Raw genomic sequence first — 24652 nt, forward strand, 5'->3', positions numbered from 1 at the left:
CGGCTTATTTGACGGTGTATTTGAACTGGCCGTTGCGGGCGCCGGCCTTGATTCTGGCGATGGCCGCGCCTTCGGCCATGCGCGCCAGCACGGCTTCCGCGATCTCGGGCAGCAGCGTGCCGTTCAGGATGTGGTCCACGCTGCGCGCGCCGGAATCGACTTCGGTGCAGCGGGCCAGCACCGCTTCCACCAGCGACGGCTCGTAGCTGAATTCGGCCTGGTGGTTGTCGCGCACGCGCTGGCCTATGCGCGCCAGCTTGAGGCCGATGATGCTGGCCAGCGCCTCATCGCCGAGCGGATAGAACGGCACGATCTTCAGGCGCCCTAGGAAGGCCGGCTTGAAATGCCGCATCAACTGGGGCCGCAACAATTCCTCCAGTTCCGCCGGCGCGGGCTGGGCGCCGGCCGGCTTGTTCAGGCAGGCCTGCATCATGGCCGCCGAACCGACGTTGGACGTGGCGATGATGATGGTGTTGCGGAAGTCGATCTCGCGTCCTTCCGCGTCGTCCATCACGCCCTTGTCGAACACCTGGAAGAACAGTTCCGTCACGTCCGGGTGGGCCTTCTCGATCTCGTCCAGCAGCACCACGCTGTAGGGATTGCGGCGCACCGCCTCGGTCAGCACACCGCCCTCGCCGTAGCCCACATAGCCGGGTGGCGATCCTTTCAGGCCGGAGACGCTGTGCGCCTCCTGGTATTCGCTCATGTTGATGGTGATCAGCTTGCGCTCGCCGCCATACAGCAGATCGGCCAGCGCCAGCGCCGTTTCCGTCTTGCCGATGCCGGACGGGCCGACGAACAGGAACACGCCCTTCGGCTTGTCCGGATCGTCCAGGCTGGCGCGCGCCGTGCGCACGCGCTGGGCCACGGCCGCCAGCGCATGGTCCTGACCCACGATCCTTTCGCACAGCGCCTCGCGCAGGCGCAGCACGGTGCGGATTTCATCCTTGACCATCCTGCCGAGCGGGATGCCGGTCCAGCCGGCGACCACGCCCGCCACCACGCCGGCATCGACCTCCAGCGGCGCCATCACCGCGCCGTCCTGCCGGGCGGCCAGCTTGTCCCTGGCCGCGCGGGCCTCCGCCGCATTGCCCTCGCCCTCCAGCCGCACGATCTCGGCGTGCAGCGCCTGCTCGCCTTCCCAGCGCGCGCGCTGGCGCGCATGTTCTTCGCGCTGGGCTTCGTGCGCCTCGCGCAGTTGCCGCATGCGTGCGGCGGCGCCGATTCCGCCAGCCCCGCCGCCCTCGCCATCGCGTTCCAGCGCCGCGATTTCGGCGCCGCTGCGCTCCTGGGCGCGGGCCGCCGCCTCCACCGCCACCGGCACGGCATGCCGGCCCAGCGCCACGCGGGCGCAGGCCGTGTCCAGCACGCCCACCGCCTTGTCCGGCAACTGCCGCCCGCTGATGTAGCGGTGCGACAGCCGCACGGCCTCCGTCACGGCTTCGTCGCGGATGCGGATGCCGAAGTGGCCCTCCATCAGTGGCACCATCGCGCGCAGCATGGCGCAGGCGATCTCCTCGGACGGTTCCTCGACCTTGACCACCTGGAAGCGCCGCGCCAGCGCCGCGTCCTTCTCGAAGTACTTCTTGTACTCGCCCCACGTGGTGGCGGCGATGGTGCGCAGCTCGCCCCGCGCCAGGGCCGGCTTGAGCAGGTTGGCCGTGTCGTTCTGCCCGGCCTGGCCGCCCGCGCCTATCATGGTGTGGGCCTCATCGATGAACAGGATGATGGCGTGCGGGCTTTTCTTGACCTCGTCGATCACATTCTTCAGGCGGTTCTCGAACTCGCCCTTGACGCTGGCGCCGGCCTGGAGCAAACCCATGTCCAGCGTGTGGATGGCCACGCCCTGCAGGGTGTGCGGCACATCGTTGGCCGCGATGCGCAGCGCCAGCCCTTCCACCACGGCCGTCTTGCCCACGCCCGCCTCGCCGGTCAGGATGGGATTGTTCTGGCGGCGCCGCATCAGGATGTCGATCAACTGACGGATTTCCATGTCGCGCCCGATGACGGGATCGACCTTGCCATCACGGGCCAGCTGCGTCAGGTTGCTGGTGTACTGGTCCAGCGCCGGCGTGCGGGCCGCCACCTGGACGACGGGATCGGCATCCAATTCCTCAACCGGGGCCGCCGACATGGGCAGCGCTTCCTGCGAGCCATCCGTGTATTTTTCCAGCTGGTGCTTCAAGCCTTCGAGCGGGAAGCGGCCGAACTGGCGCGAGGCGCGCGCGGCCAGCTGGGCCAGTTCCGGGTCCGTCAACAGCGCCAGCAACAGGTGCGCGCTGCGGATCGCGTGCGGCTGCGCCGTGGCCAGCGATGCGATCAACCAGCCATGTTCGAGCAGCGCGGACAAGTGGGGCGAGAACACGGGCGTGCGGCTGCTGCCGCTGCGGAAGCCCGACACTTCGCGCCGCAAATCCGCGTCCAGGCCCGTCAGGCTGATGTCGCAGCGGCGGGCGATGACGGCGACGTCGCTGCGCTCCTGCTCCAGCAAGGCGAGGAACAAGTGTTCCACGTCCACTTCATATTGCCCCAGCCCGACGCAGATGGCGGCGGCGCGGGTGGCGGCCTGGCGAGTGGTGTCGTTCAGTTTTCCGATCAGCGTCTTCAGGTTGATGCCCATGCTGTCGCTCCGCGAACGTGAGATTTGAGGGGACGGGAGGAACAAGAACCAGCCCCTCGCCGTTACCCGTCATTCCCGCGCAGGCGGGAATCCATAGAACTTAAGCGTTTGCGCAGCGCGCGCGCCCTATGGGTACCCGCCTTCGCGGGAACGACGGGTCTGACTTAATGGCGAGGATCAGACCACGCGGTTGCTGGACAGGTCCCAGCCGCCGGACGTGTTGCCGCCAGCGCCGCCGCTGATGCGTTGCTGGGTGTACTTCCAGCGCACCTTGGAGAACTTGAAGCCCACCTGCTCGGCCAGGATGTCGCCCTCCTCCACGGACGGCGTGACCTGGCCGATCAGCACATTGTCGATTTCGATCTCGAAGTACTTGACCCGCTCGCCCTGGGCGTCGGCCCGCATGAATTCGAACTTGGCCTTGGGGATGGTCTTGCCGGCCGAGCAGGTCTGCAGCAGGATGGGCGAGGACAGGTCGGCCAGTTTGCTGATCACGATGTCGCGATGCTCGCAGCGCTCGGCCGTGTGGCCGCCGCCGGTGGAGGCGGTGGCCGATTTCGGCTGCTCCACGCCCCAGTTGACCGATTTGCATTCGATCCAGTCCTTGTGGCGGTCGTCGGCCGACTCGCCCTTGATGCCTTCAATGTACAGGTAGACGTCGATTGCCATTGCGCGCTCCTCGTTCGTTGGTTGGGAAAGCTTCAGGTGTTGGTCGACTGCGGCAGCTCCGCGACCAGTCGGAGGGAAACGGACAATTCGTCGAGCTGGAAGTGCGGCCGCAGGAACGACACGGCGCGGTACACGCCGGGCCGCCCCGCCACCTCGTGCACCTGCACCGACGCCTCGCGCAGCGGGAACTGGGCCTTCTGCTCCTGGCTGGCGTTATCGTCGAGCAGCACGTACTTCATCAGCCAGCGGTTGAGGAAATCCTCCACGTTGGCGACCGCGTTGAAGCTGCCGATCTTGTCGCGCATCATGGCCTTCATGTAGTGGGCGATGCGCGAGACGGCGAAGATGTACTGCAGCTGCGACGACAGCACGGCGTTGGCGTTGGCCGCCTCCGAGTTGTACTTGCGCGCCTTCTGGGTGGACTGGGCGCCGAAGAAGGCGGCGTAGGCCGTGTTCTTGCAGTGCACGAGCGAGATGAAACCGAGGTCGCTCAGCTCCTTCTCGCGCCGGTCCGTGATGGCCACCTCGGTCGGGCACTTGAGCGCGACCTCGCCCTCGTCGGTCTTGAAGGTGTGGGTGGGCAGGTCGTCCACCAGGCCGCCGCCCTCCACGCCACGGATGGCCGCGCACCAGCCGTAGTCGTCGAAGGCCTTGGTCAGCTTGGCGCCGAAGGCATAGGCCGCGTTGCACCACAGGTACTTGTGGTGGTCGGTGCCGTCCACCTCCTCGACGAAATTGAAGCCTTCCACCGTGGTGCCATCGACCGGGTTGAATGGCAGGCGCCCCAGGAAGCGCGGCAAGGTCAGGCCCACGTAGCGCGCATCCTCCGATTCGCGGAACGCCTTCCACTTCGCGTATTCCACCGTGTCGAACACCTTGGCCAGGTCGCGCGGCTTGCCGAGGTCGGCATAGCCTTCCAGCCCGAACAGCTCCGGCGCGGCCGAGGCGATGAACGGCGCATGCGAGGCCGCCGCCACGTGCGACATCTGCTCGATGAAATACATGTCCTCGGGCTGGCGCGAGATTTCGAAGTCGCCCAGCAGGGCCGCGTACGGCGCGCCGCCGAAGGTGCCGAATTCCTCCTCGTAGACCTTCTTGAACATGGTGCTCTGATCGAACTCCAGCGCGGTCTGGAAATCCTTCACCAGCTCGCGCTTGGTGGCGTTGAGCATGCGGATCTTCAGCCCCTGGCCGGTGGCCGAATTCTTCACCAGGTAGTGCAGCCCGGTCCAGCTCTGCTCCAGTTTCTGGAACGCGGGGGCATGCATGATGGCGCTTAACTGGCTGGAGATCAGCCGGTCCAGCTCCGCCACGCGCGCGTCGAGCGTGGCCGACAGATTGTTCGACACCACCACCGTCCCGCGCAGCACCTGGCTGACCAGTTCCGAGATGATGTCCTTGGCGCGCGCGTGTTCGGTGCCGGACTTCGCGACCTTGCTGCGCTCGACGATCTGGTCCAGCAGCTTATCGGCGTCGAACGCGGCGTCGAACGCGGCATCGGGCACGACGGCGGCTTGCGCCGCTTGTAATTGGGCGGACATGGCGTCACTCCTTGCTGGGCTGGTCGGAACGGAGGGCGGACAGCTGGTCGGTGTTGTTGAGCACCTCGGTCAGGATGTCCTCCAGCTTGTCGTTGCCGGCCAGCTTGTTGCGCAGGTCGGCCAGCTTGCCGCGCGCCTCCAGCAGCTCGCGCAGCGGCGCCACCTGCTGCACCACGGACTCGGGCCGGAAGTCGGCCATCGAGCGGAAGCGCAGTTCGACAGCGAACGTGCTGTCGTCGCCACTGAGCTGGTTGGGCACCTGGAAGCGCGCCACCGGCTCCACCCCGCCCAGCACCTCGTCGAAGTTGCCGCTGTCGACGTTGACGAACTTGCGGTCCTTGAGGCGCTTTTGCTCCACGTCCGGATTGCCGCCGAAGTCGCCCACCACGCCGACCACGAACGGCAGCTCCTTGTTCTCCATCGCGTCGCCGATTTCCACGTCGTAGGTCATCTGCACGCGCGGCGCGCGCACCTTGCTCAGACGCTTCTGTACGCTGTCTCCATTAGCCATGATCGCTCCCGGATTATTTGAGGCCGCCGAACGGATCGGTGCTGGCCGACGCGTTATCGGGCTTGTCGGCCGGATGATGCGCGGTGGACCTCGCGCTCCGCCGCGTATGGACCGGCACATGCCGCGGCGCCGGCGGCACCAGCACGTCTTCGCCCAGGCTGGCGCGCAGCAGGCTGGCCAGGTCCTGCGCCTCCGACCGCAGCGAACCGTTCAGATTGTTCTGCCGGCTCAGGTCCGTCAACGCCTTGGTCGACAGCCGCAGGCCGCTGACGGCCACGATGCTGTTGCCCAGCTTGTCGTTCGGATCGCGCTGCAACGCCTCCAGCGCGTTGGCGATGGCCTCGCCGTAACTGGCGCGGTCGAACTTCATTTGCGCCAGGTGCAGCCACGGCTGCTTGTCGGCCGGATAGGTGCTGGCCGCGCTCTTGAGGATCACTTGCGCCTTGTCGGCCTGGCCGGCGGCGACGGCCGTGTCGGCCTCGGCCAGCGCCCGGTCCAGTGTGACCGGTTGCGCGCGCTCGGCGCGCACTTGTTCACCATCGGTGGCGCACGCGGACAGCAGCACCGCGCAGGCGAGGACGGGTAGAGATGTTCGGATCGGATTCATGATTTGCTCCCTGGTGGAACGAATGTGGAGAGGCGGACGGGGTGGAGGCCATTATTCATCAATGGTTGAGGCCGCAATTGCGCGCGCTCAAGGCAAGTTGCATTGCGCGTCAGGGCGCCGGCTATCGCGCTCCGGACTGATCTGGCGCAGTGCGGCGCGGGCGGCCCGGCATGGCGCGCCCGGCGCCGCCGGCAAGGTGCGCGGCCCTTGCGCGGCCGCAAATCCCGACCAGGCCGCTTTGGTTCTAATGGCAAGGTCGCCTGGAGAAGCCATGAACCGACCACCCCATGCCCTGCTGTGCCTGGCCGCCGTGCTGACGTTGTCGGGTTGTGCCGCCGGCTCGATCGCCAGCACGGCGCTGGAGATGATCGGCGTGCGCAAGCCGCCCGAACTGCCGGACGCGCAAAAGCCGCCGCGCAACGTCGCGATCCGGCTGCACGCGAGCCCCAACCTCAACACGGATACCGACGGTCATCCGCTGGCGTTGGTGGCGCGCATCTACAAGCTGCGCCAGGACGCCACGTTCCGCCAGATCGGTTACGGCAGCTTCCTGAACGCTCACACCGAACACGAGCTGTTGGGCAATGACTTGCTGGAGGTGAAGGAAGTGTTGCTGGTGCCCGGCCAACACTACGATGTAGTCGAGAAGGTGACGCGCGAAGCGGCGTACATCGGCGTGGTGGCCCTGTTCCGAGCGCCGGCCGAACAGCGCTGGCGCATGGCGTTCGCGGCCACCGACGCGGAGAGGGACGGCATCACCATCGGCGCCCACGCCTGCGCGCTGAGCGCGGGTAGCGGCGCCCAACCGGACGGCGGCGCGCCGGTGAGCCAGCCACTGGCGCCCGTACGCTGCCGATAGTTCTTTGATGACAGGAGCAACCATGAGCAAACCGTCGAAGGTTCTTTGGGCCCAGGGCCAATTCTTGCTGCCTCAACATTTCCAGCAACAAGACCGCTACCATGAAGCATGCCTGTCTCAAATCACCAGCACATTACAGCCCTATTTATGGGGCGTGCGGGGCGTGACATGGGACCGGGAAGCCCTGAAGATCAACAAATTGCGCCTACTCGCCTTGTCGGCGATTTTTCACACTGGCGACATCGTTGACGCACCGGACAACGATCCCCTGCCCGCCGCCATCGACCTCAGTGCCTTGCCATCGGACGTACAAGACATCACCTACTACGCCGCCATGCCCGACTGGACTGGCGGCAGCAACGTCACGCCGCACGGCGGCCCCGGCGCACGGACGCGCTACAGCCAAACGGAACGGGCGACGGCCGATCAGTTGGCGGACGGCGATCCGAAACCGATACGCTACCTGAGGAAGAACATCATCCTGATTTCAAGCCTCACCCCACTGGGGGATTATGATTGCTTCCCCATCATCAAGCTGCGGCGGGCCGTCTCCGGCGGCTTCGAGAAGGACACCTCGTTCATTCCCCCCAGCCTGTCAGTCGACAGCGCGCCAGCCCTGCTAGCCGGACTCACGCAACTGCTGGAGGCTTTGCAGGCCAAAGCCGATTCGCTGCAAGGAACTTTGCGCGAACCGCGCCCCAACGTGATCGAATTCCGCTCCGCCGACGTCGCCTCGTTCTGGCTGCTGCACACGGTGAGCACCCACGCCACCGCATTGACGCATTACCTGCACAACCCCGGACTGCATCCCGAACGGCTGTTTGAAGCGCTGTTGAGTCTGGCTGGTGCGCTCATGACCTATTCCAAAATGTTTTCGATTACCAATGTCCCCAAATACCTGCACGACGACATCGGCGCCTGCTTCGCAGACCTGGACGCCATGATCCGGACGCTGCTCGACACTGTGATCTCCGCCAAGTGCTTCCCGATTCCGATCCAGGAGAACAAGACCTGCTTCCACAGCGGCATGCTCGACTCCGGCAAGCTGGACCAGCACACCACGCTCTATCTGGCGGTCAGCGCCACTATGCCGGCGCTCGAACTGGTTGACGTGGTGCCGCGCAGGCTCAAGATCGGCGCGCCGGACGATGTCGAAAAATGCGTGATGGCGGCGCTGCCGGGGATAAACCTTCTGCACGTGCCGCAAGTGCCGGCCAGCATCCCGGTGCGGCCCGACACCTACTATTTCGCGCTGGAGGCCAAAGGCAAGTTGTACGAACAAATGCTGAAGGCGCAGTCGATCACGATCTACGCGCCGAAAGGATTCGACGACCTGCGGCTGGACCTGCTGGCGGTGACGGCATGAATACGTCCACCGACCGACGGACCTCGTCCACACTCACAGGCAACCAGCGCCGGGACGACCGCCCCCGCGAAGGGCACGTGAAGTCGTTGCTGGATCTGCTGCAAGACGGGCTCTACCTCTTGTTCATGTTGCAGAACGGTGCGAAGCCGCCGCATCAGCTCGCCGTGGAAGAGCGCGCGGCGGCGTCGCGCGGTGCGATGCCTGGTCCGCAGACAGCGGAAATGGCCTCGGATGCGAAACACCAGCCATCCGGCGCATTAGACGCGGGAACATTGGACGCCAAGCTACTCAAGCAAAAGATCGACGACTTCCTGGCGGAATTTGACCGCGAAGCGCGCAAGATTCGCGCCAATGGCGATGACATCCTGGCCGCCAAGTATGCGTTCTGCGCGGCCTTCGACGAAATGGTCCTGCGCGCCAGGCTGATGATGAGTGAATACTGGGCCGAGCACCCTCTGCAACTCTCGGTGTTTGGCGATCAACTGGCGGGCGACCACTTCTTCGACCGGCTGGAAGCGCTGCGCAGCAAAGGCGGCGCGCGCCTGCAAGCGCTGCAGGTGTTTCACATGATATTGCTGCTTGGATTCAAAGGCATGTATATCCACGAGCCGGGCGACAAGCTCGCCTACCTGACGGCCCGCTTGGGCGAGGAAATCGCCCACATCAAAGGTAAGAGCCACGGCTTCGCGCCGCAGGCGGAGCGGCCGGATCAGATCATCAATAAGCTGCGCGGCGAAGTGCCGCTTTGGGCGTTCTCGGCCGTGTTCGCGGCGATCGCGCTTGGGGTCTTCGTGGGCATGAAATCGTCATTGGATCACAGCACGCAGAACAGCATGGCGGCCTATGCAGACCTCATCAAGCTCGCGCCACGGCCGGCGAATGTGACGATTGTTTTGCCGTAAAGCAGGAACTACTCAGCCTGTGACGTACCGACGATGTCGACTGTCCTTTAAGTTGGCAGCGAGAAGTGGTGCACGGTGCAGTCGAAAGAAGCCATTTATACATTTAGCATCTAGGACCGGATGATCGCTCAAACCAACGCCGCGTTGGAACAGCCAGCCGCCACACATGTGACCCTTCAGCAATTCAAGCGATCTATCGCACGCAACCTAGAAGTATTGCTCAATGCCCGGTCTGGATTTGCCGAAGATGAATTGGAAGGCCATCCCCACTGCGCCAATTCCATCGCCAACTACTTACCCGACTTCGCCCGCCTATGCCTGTCGGACAGATGGGATCGAAAAGCAACTTGCGAAGCCTCGCGCACTGCCGTTGAGCATCATGCTCCAAGGCTGAGCTATGTGCAGGCGCACTCCGGATGGACTGAGGGCGGGCAAGTGCGGTCATGCGGTTGAGCACGCCCACGCGAACTGCCACCTCGGTCGCCAGCGCCCCTCTCGTACTCGCGGTCAGTTCCCGGCCGGTCAACAAGAATCTACGCAGTTTCGTCCAAAGTTCACAGCCTTGCGGTACGCACCGTTGCGAGTAAACGTCAGTCAGCCCTGCCCGAGCGATGGCTTATGCAACAACGCCACATGGAACTAAACATCTAAAATCCTAATCCAAATATTTTCCAAGTATTGCATTTGCATCCTCAACAATTTTTGACGCATTCTTCAGTTTCTCAAATCTGACTGGAACTTCAACATCTATTGATTTAAAATTAAAGTTAAGTGAGCACACGCCGTCATCCTGGCATATTGCAGTATTTATCGAATAAATATTCTCTGATTTCCCAGGTATTTTTCTAAAATACCATCCACGAACAAGTGATTTTTTTTTACAATAGAACCATCCGGTGTGGGCATCGATCTCAAAATCCATTTCCGATATGCAACCAATTCTGTCTCCATGACTATTCTCAGCAATATCGGCCATTGGATTGCCTGTCCCCTTTATGTCGTAACTAGATTGGAGAAGAAAGCCCCACTTTCCATAATATGGTCCGCCTGGGATCTGCACAAATACTCCGCTAGATGAATCCAATAATTTATAATTGATCAAATATGGCGCCCCGACAATATATCTGCGTGGGAATGAAAAACTTGTTCCCGCAATACACACTCTAATTTTTGAAAAAAATATCAACATAAAACCCATAAAAATAGAAAGGAGGAATACAAGAATCTTTATTTTCATTTTTTATCGCACCCATTGCACCAAATTTCACTATATGTTCCGGCTGGGATTCCCAACATTGTCCCACCAAATAATTCTGGTGGCACTTGATGTGATTGAAATACTTGCCAGTGATATGCAGCAACTTGGTTCGGACTTAGCAGTCCCGGAACCCCATGGTTCTCAGCAATATCTTTTGTGACGGCCAACGCATGCGCGCGCGCCAAATCAAGGCCAATTTTCTGCATTTCTTTGTTTACGTTTGCCACATTATTAACCTTCTGCAAGTATTGGCCTAACATTGTCCATGTGAACGATGCAGCCACCCTTTCAAAAACTTGTGGCGAGTAAACCACGCCCGGCTGTCCCCAGCCAATCAAAGCGGTCCGTGCTACTGGATCATTACTATCCCAATAGCGAGAGCGCCAAAACCCCATAAAGTCCCCCTTTGTCAAGAGCATTGTTTGTTCAGGAGTAATTTCCCGACTTTGCACTTTCAGACCATCGCCTGATTCTGACTTCATTTTGGCTGGGAAGCCGCCACGCGCCGTCGGTGGATTGGACGTTTCAATTGCAGTCTTCGGCGGTGCCGAACTCGGCTGGCATACCACCACGTAAATACCAGGATTGTTCCCCTCATTCATCGTGCAAGGATCACCATCCCGCACTACCTGCTTGCCCTCTATCCGCACCGTGCTGCTGCCCTTTAGCGGTTTGACCTCGCCGCTGACGGTGCCGGACTTAATCCCCTTTGCCGTGCCGCGTTCGTCCCCGGTGCAGTGCGGTTGCGTGCTGGCGTCGAGCAGATAAACAGGACAGCCATTGAAGTTGACGGTCCGCGCCGTGTTCACGCTGCTGGACAAATCTTGTACCGTCGGATATGCGATCGGCACCTTGGTCGGGCCGAGTGGCGTCCAGTTGATGGAAGGCGCGGTGCTGATGGCCATGAAGCTGGCGTGTTTGCGAGCACCGACTTTGTTACTGCCGCCGCGCTCTGCGCCAAGTCCGCCATTGGCCTTCTGCTTTGCCAGCTTCACTTGAAGCGCTGCGATATTTTTTTGCAGTGTTCGGATGTGATCAGCATCTTCCTTCTGTGTAAGCGCAACCGCTATTCGGTCGACTTCTGCGTCGCCATTGGGGTCGGATAACTTCAGCCGGTCGTTCATGACGCGACCCCGTCCATAAAGTGGCCGAAGGCTCCCTGCTGGGATGCGTGATCATGCCGGTCCCGATCCCGATCGCCGAAGGTACGCATGCAGAATTCGCAGCCGTCCATTCCAGCGACCTCATCTTTGGACAGGGTCACTCGCCAAACCAAGGTCAACGCATATTCCTCCGGCTCGATGCACACGGTATCGATCACCAACGCGCGGGATAAGGCCGCCCCGTCCGCCCCATGCAAGGAAATGAAACATTCATGCTCGGGCAGCGTAAGGCGGCAATAAGCATGTCCGACCTTATCAATATGCAGATCAGGCGTATCCGGCTGGCATAGGTTTACGAGCTCGATCTGATCGCCGCCGATCAGGGCATCAAGCTGTTGATCCAGCGGCGCGGCATTCCAATAGCCGAAGTCAAAGTCTTGCGGCAGCCGCGCCTTGGAATGGGCGAAGGCGTTGGTGGCTTTACCTAGCAACACGCGACGGGCCGGATGCGATTTACTGCGGACGCCGAAGCCGGCCGGCTCCACCTGAACCGTGTTCTTCGTCGGCCTTTGCAAGCGCCAAAATTGCTTGGCAGTCAGCTCCGCTCCTATCAGCTCGATTCGAGGAGCCGGCACCTTCGACTTCAACGCAGCCTTCAGATACCAATGCGGCGCATAACCCACACCGACGGGATTGGCCTCAAACACCGTATGGGCGACGGGTCGCGCGGCGCCACCAGTGTTCGCATATTCGACCTGCTGCTCCGGCGTAAGCCGGTGGGCCTTCGGTACCCAGCGAGCGTCCCGCTCCCCCTCGTTGATGCGACACTGTCCACCATATGTATGTTCGTCGCGCAACGGCAGCGCATTGAACGGCACGGCACGCGTCAGTTTCCACGGGTTGGGTCGGATCAACGTCAGCGTTAGGCACTTGACTACCCATTGCAGCAACCGCACTGGCCACATTCTTTTTCTGAAGTGGCGTTCCCCCAGCACGCGCAACGTCTTTTCGATCAACTTCTTTGCGCTCGTCCCGCTTCCCCGCACCACGCTAAGTCGCACGTGGAAGCATTCCACCGGTTTGCCCCTAGGCGCGCGCGCAATTGCGTTAACGAGCACGTCGCACTTCGGCTTAAACGGACAATAATCCGACTCTTGCCGCACACCGTCCGCCCCCACGCCAAAGTCTCTCTCGGTGGCGCACAGGGGTTCCTGCTTTCCCGCGTACTCTAGCTGTCCAGCGGCGAAACTGAGCGTTTGTTTCAGCACGAACACCTGGAACACCTGTTCATGCTGGTCCTCCGCCTCGAATGTCTGCGCTGGAAATGGGGTGTGATTAATGACGTCCATCGCACGCTCAATTGATGTTCACGTCTTTGCCGTTGATGCGTACCGGCCCGGATGCGCTGATGTCGATGCGTGCCCCGGAGATGGACACGGTGCCGTCGCCGCTCAGCGTCAGACTAGCTTCGCCCACTGTTACTTGAAAAGACTGCGCGACACTGATCAGATAGCTGCCGCCAACCTTGGTTTCCTTGACGGCGCCGACCAGTTCGACCTGCGCCCCCACCACATTAGTGGACATGGACGCGCCCACCAAGACCCCGTAGACGCCGCCCACCTCCAGCGCCTTGGCCAGATTGACTCTCTCCAGCTTGGTTTGGTGAACCGACTCGACCTTGCGGCCGGAGATGTTGACGGTTTCATCAGCCCCGACCTGCTCAATGCGATCACCGCCGATGTCGATCCTTTCATCCCCGTCCACCCGCTCCGTCCGCCTCCCGTGCACGGTGATGCTTTCGTCATTGCCCACCGTCTCCATGCGGTCATGCTTGACCTCCACCGTCTCGTCATGCCCGACGGTCTTGCTGCGGTCGTTGCCCACGCTGTGCGATTCGTTATGCTCCACTTCGATGCGCTGATCCTTCTCCGCATGCAGCCACACCTCCTCCGCGCCTTTGCGGTCGTCGAAGCGCAGCGCGTTGGCGTTCGCCGCCGTGCCGCCCTTGGTCGAGCGGGTCAGCAGGCCGCTTTGCGTCTTGTTGGCCGGCAGCGCCCAAGGCGGCATATGATCTTCGTTGTACAGGCTGCCCACCACCAGCGGCCGGTCGGGATTGCCGTCGATGAACATCACCACCACTTCCTGACGCACCCGGGGAATCGACACGTGGCCAAAATTAGCCCCGGCCGACAAGGTCGCCACGCGGACAAAGGGTGAGCTGCCGTCGTCAAATTTTCCTTCCCGGTCCCAATGGAACTGCAGGCGCACCCTGCCATACTGGTCCGTGTGTATCTCTTCCCCCTTGGGGCCGACCACGATCGCCGTCTGCACGCCATAGATACGCGTGTCGACGCTGTTGAAGCCGCGCTGTGGCCGCCACGGTGTGGTCTTTCTCAGGCAGGTGAACGTGTTCTGGTAGGACGAGAGACGCGTGCCACCATGCTGGTAATTGTTGGTCGCGCTATGCTGAACCGTGAGGATCAGGTATTCGCGCTGGCCAATGTCGCTGGCCGGGTTGAGCGCGTCGGCGCTGAAATGGCCTGTCAACTGGAAGCAACGGCCAGGCTGGGCGCGACGGTCGTTACTGTCGGCTTGGAAGTCCTGCCCCCGGGCGTCGATCGCCTCCATCAAGCGTTGCGCCAACTGTTCGCCGTCCTCGTAGTTGCGAAAACCGTAGACGGCAGTGTCCTCGAACACTTCGATCTCGGGTACCTCGCCCTGCTGGTTCATGGAATCGCGCGCCGGACGCTCGGTGCCGGCGCGTTTGAAGTCGTAGCTATTGACCATCACCCGCTGCGGGCAGACGCGTCTCACTGGGCTCCATTGCGATACGCCGTCATCCTCCTGCGAGCCAGCCTGGTTCTGGAACTGCATCGTGGGTACGCCGTCGATCGGATCAGCGAGTGTGCTGTCATCGCTGATCCATAGCGTGTGGCCGTCAAAACGGTGTTCGTACCAGGTATGGCAACCGGCTGCTTCCAGCCGGCGATAGAGATGGTTGTAGTCACTTTCGTTGTGCTGTATGGCCAGCGTGATCACCGGCGACTCTTTTGTCAGAAGGAGTTTGTAGTCGCGTTGCGGGCAATCGACGACAGCCTGCTCGATCATTTCGGCGAGCAGGACGTTCTGGAAGGTGCTGCTATTCTTGCCCAAGCTTAAGAACGTCAGCCAAGGCCGCAAGCCCATTTCATAGACGGCGAAGCCACCATCCGTTTTAACGAAGCGAAATTCAAACACGTAGCCATTAAAGTAGCGCAACGTACCATCGTTCAGCACAAGCGAAATCGTCACCATCTTGCCCATAACGGACTTCAGCGAAATATGGGCATCATCGGACAGCACTTCGACGGTGTAATGAAAGTCGCGCGACAGCGTCTCCTGTCCTGAAAACACGTTCGCGAGCATGATGCTTGCCGGCCCGTCGCCGCGGGGAAAGTCCAGGCGCAGGATGCGCCGTTCCTGGCTATCGGCGTTGAGGGCCGACAGGATGACGCTGGCGCCTTGCAATAGGTTCATGTGGGTGCTCCTTCCTCTGCGCACGCTGGGCGCAAAGCAGACTTTAGCGAGCGCAACCAAAACTCATCTTGCGCAATCGCAGACTGCCGCCGGGACCGGCTTAGAGCTGATCAAGTACATAGCTAAGATCGTCCCTATCCTCTTCCGTGGACGGCCCGGCGAGAAAGGCATCCAGGCCCAGCCGCGCGCCGCCGTTATCGGGCGCCGCGCCCAGGACGACATGCTGCACATCTTCGGCCCGCAGGATCAGGCGGATTTGGAACTGCAGGGTCGGGGCCGCGAACATGGAGAGCAAATTCTTCAACGCCCGTGCGCCCGTCGAGTCAGGTGAGAAGTGATCGTATTGCGCCTTGCTCAGCGGGCCGAGCCGGATCTGGACCCGCAAGTCCCGCCGCCAGGTAGCGGCACCAAGCACGCAACGCTCTCCCAGGCAGGCATTGTCGCCGCCCAGTTGGGCCTGGAGCGCAGGTTCCAACGCCTGCCAGCATCCCTGCAGCGGTTCAACGTGGACAGGCACCCTGAAATAGTCGTTCAGCACGCCTTGCAATGCTGCGGGCGAAACGGGACGCTGACGCAGCGCGCCGGCATAAAACGCGGCCACTTCGTCGGCAACCGGTTGACTGGCGCCGCCCCTTACATCGCCGATCAACGACAACAATAAGGACAACTGCCGATCCGGCAAACGCTCGGTGTCGGCCAGCTCCAGCCGGTGTTTGAGCCAAGCCTTGTAGAACAGCGCCACCAAGCGGTTGCTGAATAGGTCGAGAAAAGCACGCGCGCCCTCGTCCCCGGTCGATTGCTGGTGCGCAGCGATACGCTCGGAATAATGAAGCGGAAGTGCGCCCTGCACCCCAAGCAAACCGATAAAGGTCGGGGTCATGTCGATGCGAACGCTGCCTTCCCGCTCGCGCACGCTGTCCATGATGGCGTCGAGGTCAACGCCGTCTACCTCGCCATGGCGGGCGTGCAGCGCCTCGATGGCACTGGCGGGGAAATGCATGGCGACGCTGTTGCGGAAGCGCAGCACCTGCTTCAGCACGGCGTCCCGTGGCATGCCATGCTGCCCAAGCCACTCCTCCAGCAGCCGTACGGCCTGGAAGAAATCGAATTGATAGGGGGCCTCGAACAACTGCTGGATCAGGCCAAGGTCGTCATCACAGTACGGGGTGGGCATCGCAGCAATTCCTCTCCGGTCTTCTTCGACAACACCAGCAGCTGGCTGAACACATTGACTTGGCAATACAGGCCGAAGAAATGGTCGATGACTTCGGCGAACAAATGGATGCCGCCACCGACAAACGCGTCTTCATCGAGCGTCAACCGGATTTCCACCCCCGGCATGAGCGTCGAGCATGGCTCGCCCGGTACCCAACCCATGACCACCTTGTACCGCAGGCCGCATACCCCCTGTATCTGACGCTGTGTGACCGCCGAGCGCGGCAGGTCGTACAGTGTGAGCATCTGGCGAAATTCCTCCAACCCCACTTCCGTTAAGGAGCGATGATTCAGCGACAGATGCGATATGAGCCGCCAATGCGTACCATTGCCAGATGCGAAACGGTAGCTCGGACTGGGCTTGCGCAACATCCGTGCGGTGGCGGTGGCGCTGCCTTTACCGACCGACAGATCGCCGTCGCCGGCGCCGTGGCTCAGCGCCGCCGGCAAATCGCGATTGCTACAGAGAAGCTGCACCGTGAGCGTCTGCGGGTCGATGGCGAGCGTATCCAATTCGCTGTCGACCAGTGCGATACGCAGTTCATGCCCCGGGGCCCGCCTTTCCATGCTGCCGTCACGGCGCGTTATCCAGTAGCGGGCATGATGATCTTCGCCCTGGCCATGATGCCGTCCGTAAAATGGCTTGAGCTCCGAGAGGCCGTCTGTTTTTGCACTTTCCTTGAGCAAGTGAGCCGATTCGATGCTGTGGATTTCGTAGGCCGCCGGGTGCGGTCCATCGGCAAGAAGCGGGTAGTCTGGCTTCTTGCGGTCGATCTGCACCGGCACGCCGGACTTGCGAAACAGGTTGATGATCGGCGCGCATTGGAGAACGAAGTTCTTAGCCGACAGCGAACCCAGAGCACGCGCCACGCTGGAATCTGCCGCCGCGTTTCTGACGGCAAGGCGCAGGGTGAACGCGCGGCAGTCGGATGGCAGCAGCGTGGTAAGCTCGCTCAAGTCGATGTCGATGAAATTGAACTTCTCGGGGAAGACGAAGTACTCCGTGAGAAGACGGTAAGCGATATGGGATCGCGCTGGGAACGGGATCAGCGCTTCGTCCTCGGCAAAGCCAACCGAGCGGATCGGCAGCCGCTCCAGTACCCGCCAATTGCCCCCCACTTCGACAAACGCGCCGCACACACGCATGAACAGGGTATCCCGCAGCGCGGCACAGAAGGATGGCTCGCCGTCCAGATAGATGCGTACCGTCAAACAGCCAGGCTTACGCAGTTCTTCCAGTGACTTGACGCTCATCGCAATGCCGATCTCCGCGCCAGCCCCGGCAGGGAGGCGGATCGCCGGTGGGGCGTCGATGAAGGATGAGAATTGCACGCGGTCCAGGCTGATCGCCACGGGCGCCACCGCGCTGGTGGTCTGGAACTGACAGCGCACTCCGCGCACGGGCGCGGAACGCAATGTTGTTCCCCGGGGAATGGACTGATCGCTGCCCGCTCCGGCTCCAGGCTCGTCGCCCGCGTTCAGGCAAACAATGGAACACGAGGGAAACGGCCGCAAATAGTGGGGATAGATGGATTCGAGCAATGACTCGGTGAACTTGGGATAGTCATCATCGAGTCGCTTTTCGATGCGCGCCGCAATCAATGCGAAGGCTTGTATCACCATCCTGGCATGCGGATCGCAGCCGGCCTCCCCCAATCCCAATAATTCCCCCGCGATACGCGGATACTTCCGGCCGAAATCCTGGCTGGACTCCCGGAGCATGCTCAATTCGCGCTCGTAGTAAGGCAGTAAACGCTCCATCCGTCCTCCCCGAATTCAAGCTCTAACCAGCGATCGCGCGGCGCGGCTTATCGTCCCGCCGCCCGCGCGCAAGTTCAGACTCTTGACGCCCTACTGCGCCACCCGGAACTCGATGCGCCGGTTGCGGGCGCGGCCGTCGGGGCTGGCGTTGTCGGCCACGGGCCGGTCCGGCCCCTGCCCCGACACCGTCACCATGCCGGGATCGACACCACGCCCGGCCAGGTAGCTGCGCACGGCTTCCGCCCGCGCCAGACTCAGCGCCACGTTGCTCTCGCGCAGGCCGACGTTGTCGGTGTGGCCGATCACTTCCACCTTCCTGTCCTTGACCTTGTGCAAGGCGCCGGCCATCTCGTCGAGGATGGCCTGGCCCGACGGCGTGAGCGTGGCCTTGCCGCTGTCGAATTCGATGATGCGGCGCGCCAATGTGGCGTCCAGCAGGTTCTGCTCGGCGGCGCTCACGCGCAAGCCATTGTTGACGGTGTAGGTCGGGTTGAGGCTGGTGGCGAAGTCGCTGGCGATCTGCTGGCGCTGCGCCTCGTTGGCCACCTCGCCATGCACGCTGACGTTGTTGCCGTCGATCCTGAGCTGGCCTTTACTGATCAGCTTGAGGTCGGCGCCGATCAGCTTTTGCACATAAGCCACCCAGTTCGGCGGCAACACCACCCGGCCAATCGCGATCTGGTCGACCACGCGGTCGGCGCCGTACAATTCGCGCAGCCGGCCCAGCATCGCCGCCTTGCTGGCCTCGTCCGGCACGGTGCCGCTCACCAGCACCTGGCCCGGCATGGGCGTGGCCGGCGCCGGCACTTGCGCCGAGGCTGGGATTGCGGCCGCCAATAGTAATGGCAAAACGATCGCGCGCATGGATGACCTCCGTGGCAAAGTCAGGCAAATGTTTCGTGAAACAGCGCTTGGACTGATCGCAGCGACAACTGGCCCTGCTCCAGGTAGGCGGCCAGCTGGCGGACGCGCTGGTCGCCATCGAGGTACGGCTCCACCCAGTCGGCCTCGTGCAAGGTGACCTGCTGCTCGTCCACGCATTGCGGATCGATCACTGCTTGCAGCGTTTCCGGCGCGGCACCATTGAAGCCGACCACCAGCACGTACTGCTCGTTCAGGTCGGCGAAGAACAGGCACAGCTCGAATTCGCCGTGGCGCAGGAACGGGGCCATCAGGTCGAGCCAGAACGCGGCCACCAGGTAGCGATAGCGCGGCTCGTCCGGCAGCGGCAGCGCCAGACTGCGGTCCAGGCTGGCCTGGCCGTCGCCCTTGACCGGCTGTAGCAGCAAACCCAGCGCCAGCACAATCTGCCGCACCGGCGCATTCGCCAGCATGGCTTGCAGACTGGCCACATCGTGACCATCGAGAAAGCGCGTGAAGGCGGTCGCGTGGTCCGGGTCGTCGGGATCGAGCTCCACCACGGTAGCCGCCAGCGCGTGCAGCGCCGGGGCCGGATCGTCCGACGCCGGCACTTCGGCCGCCAGCGGCGCCAACGCTTCCCACAACGGCGCCAGCACCAGCGGGCTGCGCGCCAGGAACGCGGGCGGCTCGTGCACCTCCAGCGCGCTCATGACGAGGAAGGGGTAACGCCGCTGCGACTGGTCGCCGCTGGACACGATGTGGCCGGCGATGGCGCGCCGGCTGCGGTTGCCGACGAAGGCGAACGGCAGCGGCCGCAGCGCGTCGTAGTGCTGCCGCCAGCGCGGGTTGAGCGTGAGCCGGTTCATCACTTCGGCCAGCCATTGGTCCAGCAGCGCGGCCAGGGCGGGGTTGTCGACGGCCTTGATGAAATCGCTGCGGGCGGGAATCTTGCCGAAGTAACCGACCCGCGTGGCCTGCGGCGCGCGCTTCATGGCGCCGCCCCGACGATGGTTTCGGGCAAGCTCATGCCCCGGAAGCCTTGCGCCTCGGGCGCGCCGCCGTCGCGGCCATTGCTTTCGGGGCTGCTGGTGATCTTCAGGTCGAGCGCCACCGTGATGGCGCCGCTGGTCCAGCGCAATTCGTACACGCCGCCATCCTTGCGCTGCTTGCTGGCCGCGTCGATCATGCGCTTGAGGCCGAACTGGCCCGGCTCGTTGAAGATGTCCACGCTGCGGCCGTCGAACGCGACGGCCGTGATGCGCGCGCCGGGCGCCCCCTGCGGGCTCGGATGGACCATGTTACTCCATTGCGCGGGCGTGTTCCGATAGCGCAGTTGCTGGCCGTCGATCTCGACCGTGTATTCCAGCGTGCCGGGCGCCGGCATCGGCTGGATCTGGAACACGGTCTGATCCGCCGCAGAGGCTGTGGCCACGCCGCCGGCGCCGATCGGCGCGATCCAGCCGGGAAATCGCGCCACCACTTGCGGCGCCAGGCTGATGCCCATGTCGGCCCAGGTGCGCGGCGCCAGCACGTCGCCGCGCCGCACCACCAGCGGGCCCATGGCGCCGGTGACGAACTTGGCGATCACGCCGTCCGGGCCGAAGAACTGGGCGATCTCGGCGTTGCTCGCCTCGATGCGCGAGGTGGCCGAAAACGGGTATTTGTTGGCCAGCGATTTCTGGAACGGGTCGTACACCTGGGCCAGCCAGGTCTTGTTGATCTCCGTCTGGCTGGGGCCGATGATGACGGCGAAGGTCTGCATCAGCGGCCGCACGAGGATGGGACGGATGGCTTGCTTCTGGCTGTCGCTCATGCCGGTCAGCATCTGCTCATCCACCAGGCGCAAGGCGTCGGACAGTTCCGAACCGCTGCCTTCGAGCGTCTGCTGCATCAGCTGGCGCGCGCCGGGGCCGGGGTCGCCCTGGTTCTTCAACTGGTTGAGCCGGGTGCGCACGCGCGACAGGGCGTCGAGATACGAGCCCATCAGCGAAGCGTCCTTTTCCTTGGGCGCCACCAGTTTGGCCACGCCGGCGAACTCGCGTCCCACCGGCCCCATCGGGCGTTCGAAGCGGGCCGGATCGATGGCGAGACTGGCGCCGGACACGGGCACCGGCGCGTGGCGCGAGAACAGGCTGGTGATCCAATCGAAGGCGCCGCGACGCGCCTCCTGCATGCCCGGCTGGGCCATGGCAGGATTGTCCCACGTGGTCTGCTGGTAGATCGTGGTGAGCAGTTTGGCCAGCGGCGACGATTGCGGATCGCCGAGCCGGTTCATGGCGGCCACGGCCGCGTCGAAGCCGCGCAGGTCGGCGATGGTCACGCCCTGCACGAACTGCTTCCACTCGCGCGCATAGTCGGCTTTGTAGAGATCCACCAGGCCTTTCTGGATTTGCTCGGGGCTGCCTTCCAGGGTCAGGTCGTCCTTGGCCGCCGTCTGCAACACCCAGTCGGCGCTTTGCAATTCGTGCGTGGCCGCTTCCTTGAACGCGCCGTCCACATATTTTTCCCACGCCTCGCGGGTGAAGGCGCCGGACACGGCATGGCTGCCCGCCACCAGCGCCTGGTCCTGCTCGCCGACGATGCGCGCCACCGTCATGGCCGGAAAGCGGGTGGCGGCGCGCGCGCGGATGTCGGCGTACACGCGCTCGCGCGCCGGCATGCCGTGCACCACGTGGCGCAGGTTCTCGCGGGCCTGGTCCACCAGCGCCAGCTTTTCCTCCACGCGCGGCCAGGACGGATCGGCGATCTGCGCCAGGTAGAACGTCATCAACCGTTCGGCGCTGCGTATCATCTGCTCGCGCGGCATCGCGCCCCGGTTGCTTTCAAGCCAGCCGCGCCAGTAGCGCGTGAGCTGGTCGTTCAGGTGGCTCGGCTCGGCGTGTGATTTGTCGACCAACATCAGGTAGGTCTTCAGAGCGTTGTAGGCATCCTCGGCGTTGGTGGGCGAGGCGTCGAGATACGGTTGGGCGACCGGCGCGCGCGGGGTCGGGCCGCCTGCCGGCGGGGTCGCCGCGAAGGCGGCCGTGCCACCGGCCTGAGCACCGGCTTGCGCACCGGCTTGGCTGGCGGACGACGCGGCGGCGGACGCGGCCGGCGCCATGCCCGATCCGTCATGCGCATCGGGCGCCGCGCGGACCACGGCCTGCAGCTGATCGGCGTGCGCGTTCATTTCCGCCAGCATCGCCTCCAGGTTGGCGACCACGGGCTTGAGCATCACTTCCTTCACGCCGGAAAAGTATTCTTCGCGCAGCTTGCGCTCCAGCAGTTCGCCTTGATACAAGCCCATGCGCAGGGACCACGGCCGGCGCCGCCGATAGCTGTCCAGCTGTTCAATTCGGTCCTGCAGAATATCAAGCGCCTCCAGCCGCGATTGCAGGTCGAGCCGCTGCTCCTGCAACTTGACCACCTTGTCCAGATCCGCCTGCACGTTGCTGACCAGTTGCCTGTTGCCCAGGTAGGACCAGCTCCATCCGCCCAGCGATGCGCCGAGCAGGACGACGGACGCGAAGAACACCGCATACTTGAGCTGCACCTTGCTCTTGCTGGCGTATTGCGCCACCAGATCCTTGTCCGCGAAGACCACCTCGCGAAACAGCTTGAGCAGGAAGAAGCCGGTCTGGCCGCTGTGATCGGACGGCGGCAACGCGGGTAGCTGCAGCGCGAAGCGCTCGGCCGTGCGCCGCCACTCGGCGCTGACCGGCCGTCCTTCCTGCAGCGCGCTGGTGAAATAGAAGCCGCGGAACACCGGCTTGAACTGGAACGGGTTCTCCTCGAACAACGTGGCCAGGAAGGCCCGCAGCGCGGCGCGGATGGTGGCGAACTCCAGCGGAAACGTGAACACGCCGGGCGGCATGGACTCACGCCGCTGCATCGCCATATTGGCCAGGCTCATTTCCCTGAGGCCATCGCACAGCTCGCTGAAACCCTGGTCGAAGAAGGTCAGCAACTGCTGGCTGGTGGTCTTGCGCTTGTAGGGCATGGTCGCGCCCCACACGCGCTCGCGCTCGCTGCGCTCGGTTTGCGCAAAGAACTCGCCGAAGCCGGCGATCAGATCGGCCTTGGTGAACACCACGTACACGGGCGCGAACACCTCCAGCCGTTCGATCAAGTCCTGCACCCGCTTGCGCAGGCTGCGCGCGAGCTTGATGCCGGCCTCGGGATCGTCGCCGCGCAGCTCGGCGATGCTGACAGCGATGATGATGCCGTTGATGGGTGCGCGCTTGCGGTATTTCTTCAGCAGGTCGAGAAAGCCGAACCATTCGTCGCGGTGATCGTCGACCACCGCGTAGCGCCCGGCCGTGTCGAGCAGGATGCCGTCGGTGGTGAAGAACCAGTCGCAATTGCGGGTGCCGCCCACGCCTTGCACGATCTGCCCGTCCGCGAACGGGAACTGGAGGCCGGAATGGGTGATCGCGCTGCTCTTGCCGGCGGCCGGATTGCCGATGATCATATACCACGGCAATTCGTACAAGGCCCGCGCGCCCGACACCATGCCCATCTTGGAGCCCCGGATGGTGGCGATGGCCTTGAGCATGCTGTCGCGGATGGCGCTGACCTCGGCGCGGGTGGCCGCCCCATTGTCGCCATCCGTCGCGGCCGGCGCGGCGGCAAAGGCGGCGGCGTCGCCGTCCTCGCCACTGATCACCTGCCCCATCGCGCGCGACACGCGCCGGGATCGGTACCAGCGCCAACCGTACCACGCGGCCCAGGCGAGCACGGCGGTGGCCAGCGCCGCCAAGGTCCAGAGCAAGGTCAGCTCCAGCGCCGCGGCGCCAAAGTAAAGAAGCGCCAGCAGGCCGATGAAACCCACAACGGCCATCTTGCGGCTATCGAGCAGGAAGTACCAGATTCTTCGCATCATGAGCGGGCCGCCAGGTTGGGGTGGGGGAAGATGCAGGCAGACCGAGCCATGGTGCCACCGCCACCGTGGCAATTGTTTGAGCGGGCACAACGTTCCCGCCGCGCCACGCTATTTGTGCACCGTGCCGGGCACCCGCAATTCCGTATGGCCGAGGTCCATCATGGTCCACCGTCCGCCCCAATGCAGGCCCACCGATTCGGCCACTTCGCCGTACAAGCGATAGCCGCGCATGGCCCACGGGTCTTGCTCGGAGATGCGCAGCTTGCCGTCGCGCAGGAAGGCGCAATCGGCCGCCAGACCGAACTGGTGATAACTCTGGAACGCCTTGGCGTTGGTCACGGCGGGACCGGCGGCGGCCAGCTGGTTCTGCCGCGCCGGGCTGCGGTAGCCTTCGAGGATGGCCATGTCGTAGCCGTAGCGCTCGCGCATGATCTTGAACACCATCAGCAAGCGTTGGGCGAACTCGGCGTCGAGCAGGCGCCAGTTGCGGTTGGCGCTGTCGAGCATGGGCCGCACCTGCGTCACCTCGGCCGTGGTGAAGGTGACGGGCGGCAGCGGCGCGGGCGGCGCCAGCTGCTCGCCTTGCAGCAGCGCCGCCACTTGCGCGTTGACCTCGGCGCCGCCGCCGTCGAAGCCCCCGAGCATGCCGCGTCCGCTGACCAGCCAGGCCAGCAAGGGCGGCACCGCCAGCAGCACCGACGCCGCCAGCGCCGTCAAATAATGGCGGCGCAGCAGTCCGCCACCCGAGCGCAGCGCGGAGCCGGCGCCGTCCGCCAGCGCGCCGGCGCCTTGCGTGCCGCGCCTGCCCACTTGACGCGCGTGGCGCCCCGTCCACCGCCCCATCAAGGTCAGCGACTGCCGCACCAGATCGCGGCCTGACGGGAACAACGACAACCAGGCCCCGCCGCAGAGCAGCAGGAAGAAGATCAGCATGGAAAGAAGTAACATCGTGCGCTCCATCAATACGGGCGGCAGGCGCAGATTGGACACTAGCTTGCGGCC

Annotated in this window: 18 protein-coding genes and 1 pseudogene; 3 read left to right on the forward strand and 16 right to left on the reverse strand. The window is 63.4% G+C overall.

Annotated features, from left to right (window positions below):
• Positions 1 to 4: 4 nt before the first annotated feature.
• From tssH to AC1RQG_RS15915, 5 genes are all read right to left on the reverse strand, one after another.
• Complete coding sequence (gene tssH / locus AC1RQG_RS15895) at positions 5 to 2620, reverse strand: type VI secretion system ATPase TssH (protein WP_493132990.1); 2616 nt, start codon at positions 2618 to 2620, stop codon at positions 5 to 7.
• 177 nt (positions 2621 to 2797) lie between these two features.
• A complete protein-coding gene (locus tag AC1RQG_RS15900; RefSeq protein WP_493132991.1) occupies positions 2798 to 3289 on the reverse strand; it encodes an Hcp family type VI secretion system effector in 492 nt (163 codons plus the stop codon).
• Between the two features lie 32 nt (positions 3290 to 3321).
• Positions 3322 to 4830 (reverse strand): type VI secretion system contractile sheath large subunit, encoded by a 1509-nt coding sequence (tssC, locus tag AC1RQG_RS15905; RefSeq protein ID WP_493132992.1) that lies wholly within the window; start codon positions 4828 to 4830, stop codon positions 3322 to 3324.
• A gap of 4 nt (positions 4831 to 4834) precedes the next feature.
• Entirely contained in the window at positions 4835 to 5341 is a 507-nt protein-coding gene (gene tssB / locus AC1RQG_RS15910) for a type VI secretion system contractile sheath small subunit (protein WP_493132993.1), read from the reverse strand.
• A 13-nt stretch (positions 5342 to 5354) separates the two neighbouring features.
• Positions 5355 to 5948 (reverse strand): tetratricopeptide repeat protein, encoded by a 594-nt coding sequence (locus tag AC1RQG_RS15915; protein ID WP_493132994.1) that lies wholly within the window; start codon positions 5946 to 5948, stop codon positions 5355 to 5357.
• A 271-nt stretch (positions 5949 to 6219) separates the two neighbouring features.
• Here AC1RQG_RS15915 and tssJ point away from each other — a divergent pair, with 271 nt between their 5' ends.
• The 3 genes from tssJ to AC1RQG_RS15930 are packed head-to-tail and all read left to right on the forward strand — an operon-like array spanning position 6220 to position 9075.
• The gene (gene tssJ, locus AC1RQG_RS15920) at positions 6220 to 6807 is read left to right on the forward strand and encodes a type VI secretion system lipoprotein TssJ (RefSeq protein ID WP_493132995.1); all 588 of its coding nucleotides are present in this window, start codon (positions 6220 to 6222) and stop codon (positions 6805 to 6807) included.
• Positions 6808 to 6829: 22 nt separating this feature from the next.
• Complete coding sequence (gene tssK / locus AC1RQG_RS15925) at positions 6830 to 8173, forward strand: type VI secretion system baseplate subunit TssK (RefSeq protein WP_493132996.1); 1344 nt, start codon at positions 6830 to 6832, stop codon at positions 8171 to 8173.
• The gene (locus AC1RQG_RS15930) at positions 8170 to 9075 is read left to right on the forward strand and encodes a DotU family type IV/VI secretion system protein (protein WP_493132997.1); all 906 of its coding nucleotides are present in this window, start codon (positions 8170 to 8172) and stop codon (positions 9073 to 9075) included. The genes tssK and AC1RQG_RS15930 overlap by 4 nt, the downstream gene beginning before the upstream one ends.
• A 406-nt stretch (positions 9076 to 9481) precedes the next feature.
• Here AC1RQG_RS15930 and AC1RQG_RS15935 read toward each other — a convergent pair.
• From AC1RQG_RS15935 to AC1RQG_RS15985, 11 genes and pseudogenes are all read right to left on the reverse strand, one after another.
• Positions 9482 to 9601, reverse strand: a pseudogene (locus tag AC1RQG_RS15935) (IS5/IS1182 family transposase); the annotation flags it as partial.
• A gap of 129 nt (positions 9602 to 9730) precedes the next feature.
• Positions 9731 to 10312, reverse strand: coding sequence for a hypothetical protein (locus AC1RQG_RS15940; RefSeq protein WP_493132998.1), 582 nt, complete (start codon positions 10310 to 10312; stop codon positions 9731 to 9733).
• Positions 10309 to 11457 (reverse strand): DUF4150 domain-containing protein, encoded by a 1149-nt coding sequence (locus AC1RQG_RS15945; protein ID WP_493132999.1) that lies wholly within the window; start codon positions 11455 to 11457, stop codon positions 10309 to 10311. The genes AC1RQG_RS15940 and AC1RQG_RS15945 overlap by 4 nt, the downstream gene beginning before the upstream one ends.
• Entirely contained in the window at positions 11454 to 12785 is a 1332-nt protein-coding gene (locus AC1RQG_RS15950; protein WP_493133000.1) for a DUF2169 family type VI secretion system accessory protein, read from the reverse strand. The genes AC1RQG_RS15945 and AC1RQG_RS15950 overlap by 4 nt, the downstream gene beginning before the upstream one ends.
• A gap of 7 nt (positions 12786 to 12792) precedes the next feature.
• Positions 12793 to 14952 carry a type VI secretion system Vgr family protein gene (locus AC1RQG_RS15955; protein ID WP_493133001.1) on the reverse strand — a complete coding sequence of 720 codons (2160 nt, stop codon included), beginning with the start codon at positions 14950 to 14952 and terminating at the stop codon, positions 12793 to 12795.
• Positions 14953 to 15052: 100 nt separating this feature from the next.
• Complete coding sequence (gene tssG / locus AC1RQG_RS15960) at positions 15053 to 16126, reverse strand: type VI secretion system baseplate subunit TssG (protein ID WP_493133002.1); 1074 nt, start codon at positions 16124 to 16126, stop codon at positions 15053 to 15055.
• Positions 16090 to 17928, reverse strand: a complete 1839-nt coding sequence (tssF, locus tag AC1RQG_RS15965) for a type VI secretion system baseplate subunit TssF (protein WP_493133003.1) — start codon at positions 17926 to 17928, stop codon at positions 16090 to 16092. Before tssF ends, tssG begins: the two co-directional genes overlap by 37 nt.
• Positions 17929 to 18018: 90 nt before the next feature.
• On the reverse strand, positions 18019 to 18792 hold the full coding sequence (locus AC1RQG_RS15970) for an OmpA family protein (protein ID WP_493133004.1): 774 nt from the start codon (positions 18790 to 18792) through the stop codon (positions 18019 to 18021).
• A 20-nt stretch (positions 18793 to 18812) separates the two neighbouring features.
• A complete protein-coding gene (gene tagF, locus AC1RQG_RS15975) occupies positions 18813 to 19781 on the reverse strand; it encodes a type VI secretion system-associated protein TagF (protein ID WP_493133005.1) in 969 nt (322 codons plus the stop codon).
• The gene (tssM, locus tag AC1RQG_RS15980; protein ID WP_493133167.1) at positions 19778 to 23647 is read right to left on the reverse strand and encodes a type VI secretion system membrane subunit TssM; all 3870 of its coding nucleotides are present in this window, start codon (positions 23645 to 23647) and stop codon (positions 19778 to 19780) included. Before tssM ends, tagF begins: the two co-directional genes overlap by 4 nt.
• A gap of 111 nt (positions 23648 to 23758) precedes the next feature.
• On the reverse strand, positions 23759 to 24598 hold the full coding sequence (locus tag AC1RQG_RS15985; protein WP_493133006.1) for a M15 family metallopeptidase: 840 nt from the start codon (positions 24596 to 24598) through the stop codon (positions 23759 to 23761).
• Positions 24599 to 24652 lie beyond the last annotated feature (54 nt).

Source organism: Rugamonas sp. GW822-FHT03B10 (assembly GCF_058801745.1).

Bases quoted from the DNA above. Each gene is read 5' to 3' on its own strand.
- AC1RQG_RS15955 (WP_493133001.1), bottom strand. From the start codon at position 14,952: ATGAACCTATTGCAAGGCGCCAGCGTCATCCTGTCGGCCCTCAACGCC.
- tssF (WP_493133003.1), bottom strand. From the start codon at position 17,928: ATGGAGCGTTTACTGCCTTACTACGAGCGCGAATTGAGCATGCTCCGG.
- tssH (WP_493132990.1), bottom strand. From the start codon at position 2,620: ATGGGCATCAACCTGAAGACGCTGATCGGAAAACTGAACGACACCACT.
- AC1RQG_RS15930 (WP_493132997.1), top strand. From the start codon at position 8,170: ATGAATACGTCCACCGACCGACGGACCTCGTCCACACTCACAGGCAAC.
- AC1RQG_RS15940 (WP_493132998.1), bottom strand. From the start codon at position 10,312: ATGAAAATAAAGATTCTTGTATTCCTCCTTTCTATTTTTATGGGTTTT.
- AC1RQG_RS15900 (WP_493132991.1), bottom strand. From the start codon at position 3,289: ATGGCAATCGACGTCTACCTGTACATTGAAGGCATCAAGGGCGAGTCG.
- AC1RQG_RS15915 (WP_493132994.1), bottom strand. From the start codon at position 5,948: ATGAATCCGATCCGAACATCTCTACCCGTCCTCGCCTGCGCGGTGCTG.
- AC1RQG_RS15950 (WP_493133000.1), bottom strand. From the start codon at position 12,785: ATGGACGTCATTAATCACACCCCATTTCCAGCGCAGACATTCGAGGCG.
- AC1RQG_RS15970 (WP_493133004.1), bottom strand. From the start codon at position 18,792: ATGCGCGCGATCGTTTTGCCATTACTATTGGCGGCCGCAATCCCAGCC.
- tagF (WP_493133005.1), bottom strand. From the start codon at position 19,781: ATGAAGCGCGCGCCGCAGGCCACGCGGGTCGGTTACTTCGGCAAGATT.
- AC1RQG_RS15945 (WP_493132999.1), bottom strand. From the start codon at position 11,457: ATGAACGACCGGCTGAAGTTATCCGACCCCAATGGCGACGCAGAAGTC.
- tssC (WP_493132992.1), bottom strand. From the start codon at position 4,830: ATGTCCGCCCAATTACAAGCGGCGCAAGCCGCCGTCGTGCCCGATGCC.
- tssM (WP_493133167.1), bottom strand. From the start codon at position 23,647: ATGCGAAGAATCTGGTACTTCCTGCTCGATAGCCGCAAGATGGCCGTT.
- AC1RQG_RS15985 (WP_493133006.1), bottom strand. From the start codon at position 24,598: ATGTTACTTCTTTCCATGCTGATCTTCTTCCTGCTGCTCTGCGGCGGG.
- tssB (WP_493132993.1), bottom strand. From the start codon at position 5,341: ATGGCTAATGGAGACAGCGTACAGAAGCGTCTGAGCAAGGTGCGCGCG.
- tssJ (WP_493132995.1), top strand. From the start codon at position 6,220: ATGAACCGACCACCCCATGCCCTGCTGTGCCTGGCCGCCGTGCTGACG.
- tssG (WP_493133002.1), bottom strand. From the start codon at position 16,126: ATGCCCACCCCGTACTGTGATGACGACCTTGGCCTGATCCAGCAGTTG.
- tssK (WP_493132996.1), top strand. From the start codon at position 6,830: ATGAGCAAACCGTCGAAGGTTCTTTGGGCCCAGGGCCAATTCTTGCTG.